Below are 7,382 nucleotides of genomic sequence, written 5' to 3'. Positions count from 1 at the left end.
AAAGTATTGAAAGTATTGAAAGTGTTGAAAGTGTTAAAGATAAATTTTTAATCAATAAAATAAATATTGTTTTTTTTCTAATTTCAATATTTTTTATTATTTTATTGTTTTATTACTTTTTTATTTTTGAAATAAACAATAAAATACATAATTATTATTATTGCGGAAATGTTAATGATGTTGATTTTTTTTGCAATGAAAATGGGTATAAAAATAAAAAACATTTTAAATATATTGAGGATGAGATTAAATTATCTGAATTCAAATATAAGTATGTTTATTTAGATAACTATAAGTACAATGGTGGTAGCTATTCATTTTTATATTGCGAGCATAAGTTTGGCTATTTGAATTTATTTGAAAACAGTTGTTTATCCTATTATATTATTGAGGCTGAACATGAGTAAGATTAAACTTGTTTTTTTTACGTCTTTTTTATTTTTGTTTTTAATTTTTTTCTTTTTTGTTTTTTTTACTAAAAGTGATTTATCAAAAATAAATTGTGATTCAAGAATAAATTTCATGGATATCAATAATAAATTGAATGCGAAGATTTATTATACTTTTAATCTTGATGAAAACGGAGGGTGGCTAAAAATAAATGGAGAAATAAATAAAGATAAAATAGAATATAAAATTAATAGAAAATTATATTTTAGCTATCAAAGAAATAAAAATATTTTTACATTATTAGTAAATAAAATAACAATTTGGTCTGATAATTCACCTGATTCATTATTATCAGATATTCTACCTTTAGCTTATATGCATGAAGGTGCAAAAATGGATATTTTTATTTACCCACAAAACTATGGGGGATATTTATTCACATCTAGTAATTTTAATAGCACTTATTGTCAAAATTAATCTTTAAGTGAATGATATTTAATTAATTTATTTATATACAATGTATTATTCATGAGGTTGCTTAATAGTTATGATGGGTACTTGTCATGAATGAGGTATGATTTTATTAGCTTAGAGCTGTAGTTTATCAGAAATAGGGAGCCTATATATTCAAATAAATTTTTGTTTATCTCTTATTCTTAGTAAATGGAAAAAATAGAAATGTCTATTTTTTTGATCGTTTTTTTTAAAGATATTTCAGATTGAAAACATTGAATCATAAAAAATGATATTTAGAATAAAAATTTACTTCATCGCTAAAAAAATACCCTACGGAAAAATAACGCTTCAATTTTTGATACATTACATATCAATTCAAAAAATGTTGATAGTCATAAATTATTCAAACTAGCACTGCTATTTATCTGGATACATATCGGGTAGATCTCCTTATATAATAGATTATCAGATTGATATGCTCCTAGCTGAATGAGGTAAATGGCACAGTAATTATTCGTATATCTTAGCTCACTTATACTTCAGTTCCATATTTCCATAGTTATCTTGATTATTACGCTAAATTCAATAATTTTTATGACTTTGGTTGTTATATTCTAATACATAGAAAATATAAGTGTTTAAACTAGTGTAAATTAAAGGTATACCAAAATACCTAGATCTCACATAGAAATATGCTATTTTCAAAATATCAGTAATGTTGTAATCAAATATTGTTAGTCAACGAGTAGTTACAAGTAAATGTACATTAGTTAGAGAGTATAACGAAATCCTTCTCTGATTTGTACGGTTTTTGTCCGCCCCCCATTAATTAAGGCACACCAACTTAGCATTTTCTAACTGTTTATGATATGCCTCCGGTGGGAGGTGATTTAAATTTTCAAGCGTTCGATTTTGGTTATAGTCTTGCAGCCAAAACCACGCTATTTCTCTGACCTGACTGAGTGATTCAAATAAGTAGGCATTTAAAAACTCACATCGAAACGAGGCATTAAAGCGTTCAATAATTTAGCTGAAATTAGTTCAGGACCATTATCCATGCGAATTTGTTTCAGTATTTCTGTCGATTTTTATTCGTTCTAGCACTCTGATAACATGCTCAGCTGTTAATAAGATATTTACTTTAATCGCCAGACATTCACGTGTTCCCTCATCAATAATATTCAATGTTCTGAATTGATTACCACAATAAAATTTGAATTATTATCTTAATTTTAATCTCAATCTTTGTCTCAATCTTTGTCTCAATCTTTGTCTCAATCTTTGTCTCAATCTCAAATAAGAGCATTTACCATAATGATTTTAAAGTGATTTTTTATTTTCACTCGTTTTTTGGTTTTTTTTTTGCATGTTAATAATTTATTATTTTTAGCGTTGAAGTGAGCAACTATTCTGTAAGCGTCAAATAGAGCTCAAATTTGGAAGTAGATAATTACTTGGTTATTTTTTTAGCAATTTTTATTGTGAAAAAAATATATGAGATTATATTCAAGTTATTGTTTATATGGGTTAATTTATAAATAAGTTAAGTGTTTTCATAAGAGATAAATCAGCTTAGTACAAAGTTAGCTAAGGAACGTTATTTTAGTTATGTTTTTAGCTACATTATCTATTTCTTAATATATAAAATGGAATACCGATTTGCTAAATTTTTTCACTATAAATATTTAAAATACAATTTAATCACAAATTGTTACAATTTTATTATTTTATTGCTTCTTAATGATTTTTAACATTATTGCAACATGTTTAAATAGTATCTTATTGTTTATTTTATTTATCTATATTGATAACGCTTTTTGGTTGTTCTTTTGTACGCTTTAAAATTTGCTATTTATTTTTCATATAATTTCTTTGTTTTATTTTACTTTTAATTTACACGGAGTAATTGTAATCTGAAGACGTTCTAGAAACCGATATGGAAATATTTTTGATGATTTAATGGTAATAAAATGAATAATGAAATTATTAGTTCTTTTTCTGTATTAAATGATAGATATGTTATGAAAAACATAATCGCAAGAAATGTTGGTACTAAAATCAGAAATCTTCGACAAAAATATAAAATAAGTGGTTTGGAACTAGCTAATGTTATTGGTGTATCTCAGCAGCAAGTATCTAAGTATGAAAAAGGCCTTGTTGATATTTCTATATCAAAAATAATGCTTATTTCAATTTATTTTAATGTGAATGTTGAATATTTTTTTAATAAATAAGTGTTAATTTGAAATGATATTTTTATTAGGTGAGTTAAATTATGAATAATAAAATTTCCTTAAACAAAGATATTGGTCGATTTATAAGAGAGTCTAGGAAAAATAAATCCTTAACTACTGAACAATTAGGTCGTTTAGTTAAATTGAGTCAGCAACAGATTTCTCGTTATGAACTTGGCGTTACAACTATTAATGTTGAAATGCTAGATGTTTTTTTAACAGTATTAGGTAAAAACTGGTCAGATTTTATTTTTAATGTAATGGTGTGTCATTCAGATGAAGTTGAAAGATTAAAGAATGATAAATTTATATTGTAATGATATTAAGTTAGCTTGATGGGTTTTAGTGTTTTTTAAGTATTCTAGTGTGTTTATTTAATATTAAAATATTTTTTATAATGGTTTTTATTTTTCAACAAATTGAAAATAAATGAACTTTATTTTCAACTATTTACTTTTATCTTTATATTAAGGAAATGATAATGAAATTATCTCAAATAGCAATTGCAACTGTATTTTCTACATCTCTTATCTCTTTTAATACAATGGCAGATAATACAGGAACTATTAAATTTACGGGCTCGGTAGTGAATACACCATGTAATATTGAGCAAACATCACTGAAACAATTGGTTGATTTTGGGCAGTTATCTCGTAAAGCATTGGAAAGTGGTAAGGCTGCTGAAGCTGACTTTGATATTAAATTTACAGGCTGTGATTTTACTAATTTTAGTGAAGGTAGTGAAGGTAAGCCTGCTCCAGTGAAGTCAATGGAATTAGTTTTTACAGGACAAAACTATGCGGATAGTTCAAGTACATTACTAGCTACATCTACAGGTAATACTAATAATTTAGGTGTTTCAATTGATGGTTTTGAGTTTGGTAAAGCAAAAGATCTTTTGCCTAGCATAGTTAACCAAAAAGGTGATAACACTTTAACGTTTAAAGCACTTGCTAAGGCTATCGATGCATCTAAACCTGTCTCTGAAGGCCAATTTAGTGCGATATCTAATTTTCGCATTACTTATCAGTAAATCATAACTTAAGCCGCTAGGTGTTTACTAGCGGTTTTCTTTGTGTTGGCGAAGGATATATGTAGTGGCAATAGTTCAACGTTCTAGTCTTCAAATAACAATATTTTTGTTCTTATTTGTCTTTAACGGAGTTTCTACATTGTATGCAAAAGCAATTAATTTATCTTTTGAAGGGGGCGCTAAGCTTGTCGGTAGTGTGATTTCAACACCTTGTTCGATAGCTATGACGAGTCGTTATCAAACGGTGGATTTTTCTTCTTTAGCATTGCCGAAATTATCGACAATTTCGATAAGGGAACAAGAGGCTCATCCATTCGAAATTGAGCTTCGTGATTGTGGCAGCGTGTATAGCGCCATAGACAGCAAGACATGGACCATCCGTTTTGACGGGCAACGAGATGAAAAAATTGATGCATTTTTATTAGAAGGGCCTTCACAAGGTTTGGTAATTTCGGTTCTTGATAATGCTAAAAATACATTAATGCCAGGAAAAACGTATTCGTTATTTGACAGCATATTACGACAAGAAAAATCAGGCCAAACACTTTTTTTACGTTACTTTATACAGCTGAAATTATCAGGAAAACCTTTGAAATCAGGTCAGTATAAAGGATTGGTTCGTTTTTTTATCGATTATCAATAAGGCAGAAATGAATAGCTTTGATAGTACTATATTGAAGTGACATTCTGTTGTCTTTGGAGTGATGCAGAGCATGATGTTCAAACTTAGCAATATAAGGCTGGCTTTCGTATTGGCGTTTAGTTTCAGTATATGTACGTCGTATGCTACAGAGTTCAATACTGATGTACTAGATGCTGATGATATTCAAAATGTGGATATGAGCCAATTTTCCGTTGCGGGTTATGTACCTCCAGGACATTATGTTTTAACTGTTTTTGTTAATGGACAACGCCTTGGTGCTCCTCGTGATATTGTTGTATTTGATGAAAGCCAAAATAACCTAGAGCAAAATATTTCTCAAGTAATTTGTATCCCAACGGATCTTCTTATTTTGCTAGGGTTTAAAGAATCAACGATAAAAAAAGTCACTACCTCCAATGAAGGTCAATGCCTAAATTTGTCTCAGCTTACAGGATTACAGGTTAAAGTTGAATTATCAACGTTATCCCTCAAAATGACCATTCCACAAACATGGATGGAGTACCGTGATCCTAATTGGACTCCTCCGGCATTATGGGAAGAAGGGCTTGTTGGAGCATTTGTAGATTATAATGCGAATGCATCAATCATTGAAGAAAATAGTGGTTCAAAGAACAGTTATTTATCGACCAATGGTACGGTGGGGATTAACCTAGATACTTGGCGTTTTCGTGGAGATTATAATGCCTCTTATCAAAAAAGAAGTGGTAATAGTAACACACAAGAAACACATAACTTTGATTTTAGCCGACTTTATGCTTTTACCTCATTGAAAAAAATTGCCTCTTTGTTAACGATTGGAGAGAGCTATTTTTATTCCGATGTCTTTGAATCATGGCAATACAGCGGCATTTCACTCGAAAGTGATGACCGTATGCTCCCCCCTAAGCTGGTTGGTTATGCTCCTGAAATTATTGGCGTTGCAAACACGAACGCAACCGTTATTGTTCGCAGCCAAGATCGCATTATTTTAGAAACCACAGTGCCTCCGGGGCCTTTTCGTATTCAATCCCTCGATAGTGGTGTTCGGGGCGTACTAGATGTGACGGTGCGTGAAGAAAATGGTGAAGAGAATAAATTTAGTATCAATACGGCGTCATTACCTTACTTAACGCGTCCTGGGCGAATTATTTATAAAATCGTTGCGGGTAAAACACGTTACAGCGGCCATGATCTAACAGGGCAACCAGTAATTGGAGGTGAGTTATCCTATGGTTTATCCAATGAGTGGTCTTTGTATGGGGGCGGGCAGCTTAATGGTGATTACCAAGCCGCGGCTGTTGGTATCGGACGAGATTTATTTGTTTTTGGTGCCTTATCTTTAGATATTACGCAATCAGCGGCTCACTTGACTAATCAAACATTGCAGGGGCGCTCTTACCGGCTCAATTATGCTAAATCGTTTGATGATTTACGTACAGATATTACCTTTGCAGGATATCGATTTGCAGATCAGAGTTACCGTACATTAACGCAATTTATGGAGCAAGATCGCACTGGATATGTTGCTCGCGCACCAAAACAAAATTACCAAATCTATTTGAATAAGTATTTTGATAATTTTAATTTATCACTGAATTATCAATACAGTACTTACTGGGAAGATAAACCACAGATGCAATATGGCTTATATGGTAGTACTAACATTTCCATTCCAGGGCTATCTCAGCAAGATGCTAATATTTCACTATCAGCAACTCGAACAGAACGTGAAAATGGCTATAAAGACGATGCAATTAATTTGTATTTAACGATACCATTTTATAGCGGACACAATATTACGTTCTCTGAATTATATTCTCGTACCGGGGGTGACAATCAATATAACCACAACGTGGGTTATAGCAGCTATAGCGATCGCGATAACTATAGTTTGAACGTGGGTTATAACCAGGGGAAAAACATGGATAATCAATCGAGTATCAGCGGCTATTATTCACGTGATTTTTCTCAAGCCAATATCTCGGCCAACGCCAGTTATGTCCCACAGCAATATCGCAGTTTTGGTGCGTCAATTAGCAGTGGTATTACAGGGACAGTTCACGGTGTTGCATTACACCGCAGTGCAAATGGTGATACGCGTTTAATGGTTGAAACGCCAGGGGTCAGTGACGTACCGCTTGACAGTGGTGTCATTAAAACCAATCGGTTTGGACTTGCTGTCATTCCTAACATGAATAGCTACCGTAAATCTACAGCATCGATTAATACCAGCCAGCTCCCTGACAACTTAGAAACGTTAGAGTCATCGACGGACATTACGTTAACAAAAGGCGCGATTGGTTACCGCAGTTTATCGGTGATGAAAGGAGAAAAACTGTTTGCCATTTTATCACTGAGTAATGGAAAAAATCCGCCTTTTGGTGCCAGTGTACGTAACGCAGATAACCGCGAGTTAGGTATTGTCGGAGAAGACGGGGTGACATGGCTCGTCGGGATTTCATCTAAAGAAACATTATTTGTTTCTTGGGGCGGCAATAAGCAGTGTGAAATACAGTTACCTGAAAAACTAGAATCATTATCGAGCATGTTATTACTACCATGTTCATCAATTACAACAGCAATGACCGCTGTAGCTAGTTCTACACCGTCTTAAAAATTTTTATGA

Annotated in this window: 7 protein-coding genes and 1 pseudogene; 7 read left to right on the top strand and 1 reads right to left on the bottom strand. The window is 31.8% G+C overall.

The window, feature by feature from the left end; all coding sequences use genetic code 11:
* Positions 1-407, top strand: a 407-nt coding sequence (locus DD649_RS05920) for a hypothetical protein (RefSeq protein ID WP_294104624.1), incomplete at its 5' end; no start/stop codon positions are given.
* Positions 400-867, top strand: coding sequence for a hypothetical protein (locus DD649_RS05915; protein ID WP_294104622.1), 468 nt, complete (start codon positions 400-402; stop codon positions 865-867). The genes DD649_RS05920 and DD649_RS05915, both read left to right, overlap by 8 nt.
* A gap of 804 nt (positions 868-1,671) precedes the next feature.
* Here the strand turns inward: DD649_RS05915 and DD649_RS05910 are convergent.
* Positions 1,672-2,055, bottom strand: a pseudogene (locus tag DD649_RS05910) (integrase core domain-containing protein); the annotation flags it as partial.
* A gap of 761 nt (positions 2,056-2,816) precedes the next feature.
* Between DD649_RS05910 and DD649_RS05905 the strand changes: the two are divergent.
* The 5 genes from DD649_RS05905 (at position 2,817) to DD649_RS05885 (ending at position 7,370) form a co-directional block, all read left to right on the top strand.
* Positions 2,817-3,080 (top strand): helix-turn-helix transcriptional regulator, encoded by a 264-nt coding sequence (locus DD649_RS05905; protein ID WP_294104620.1) that lies wholly within the window; start codon positions 2,817-2,819, stop codon positions 3,078-3,080.
* 41 nt (positions 3,081-3,121) lie between these two features.
* Positions 3,122-3,397 (top strand): helix-turn-helix transcriptional regulator, encoded by a 276-nt coding sequence (locus DD649_RS05900; protein WP_294104617.1) that lies wholly within the window; start codon positions 3,122-3,124, stop codon positions 3,395-3,397.
* 164 nt (positions 3,398-3,561) lie between these two features.
* Complete coding sequence (locus DD649_RS05895) at positions 3,562-4,113, top strand: fimbrial protein (protein WP_294104615.1); 552 nt, start codon at positions 3,562-3,564, stop codon at positions 4,111-4,113.
* A gap of 64 nt (positions 4,114-4,177) precedes the next feature.
* Entirely contained in the window at positions 4,178-4,756 is a 579-nt protein-coding gene (locus tag DD649_RS05890) for a fimbrial protein (protein ID WP_294104613.1), read from the top strand.
* 70 nt (positions 4,757-4,826) lie between these two features.
* On the top strand, positions 4,827-7,370 hold the full coding sequence (locus DD649_RS05885) for a fimbria/pilus outer membrane usher protein (RefSeq protein ID WP_294104611.1): 2,544 nt from the start codon (positions 4,827-4,829) through the stop codon (positions 7,368-7,370).
* Positions 7,371-7,382 lie beyond the last annotated feature (12 nt).

The organism is Providencia sp., assembly GCF_003533305.1.
Lineage (GTDB): Bacteria > Pseudomonadota > Gammaproteobacteria > Enterobacterales > Enterobacteriaceae > Providencia.
The sequence above is the reverse complement of the archived record's forward strand: the minus strand, read 5'-3'. Positions and strand labels throughout refer to the sequence as shown.

What these genes read in the sequence shown, in the direction of transcription:
- DD649_RS05900 (WP_294104617.1), top strand. Translation starts at nt 3,122, where the DNA reads ATGAATAATAAAATTTCCTTAAACAAAGATATTGGTCGATTTATAAGA.
- DD649_RS05905 (WP_294104620.1), top strand. Translation starts at nt 2,817, where the DNA reads ATGAATAATGAAATTATTAGTTCTTTTTCTGTATTAAATGATAGATAT.
- DD649_RS05915 (WP_294104622.1), top strand. Translation starts at nt 400, where the DNA reads ATGAGTAAGATTAAACTTGTTTTTTTTACGTCTTTTTTATTTTTGTTT.
- DD649_RS05885 (WP_294104611.1), top strand. Translation starts at nt 4,827, where the DNA reads ATGATGTTCAAACTTAGCAATATAAGGCTGGCTTTCGTATTGGCGTTT.
- DD649_RS05895 (WP_294104615.1), top strand. Translation starts at nt 3,562, where the DNA reads ATGAAATTATCTCAAATAGCAATTGCAACTGTATTTTCTACATCTCTT.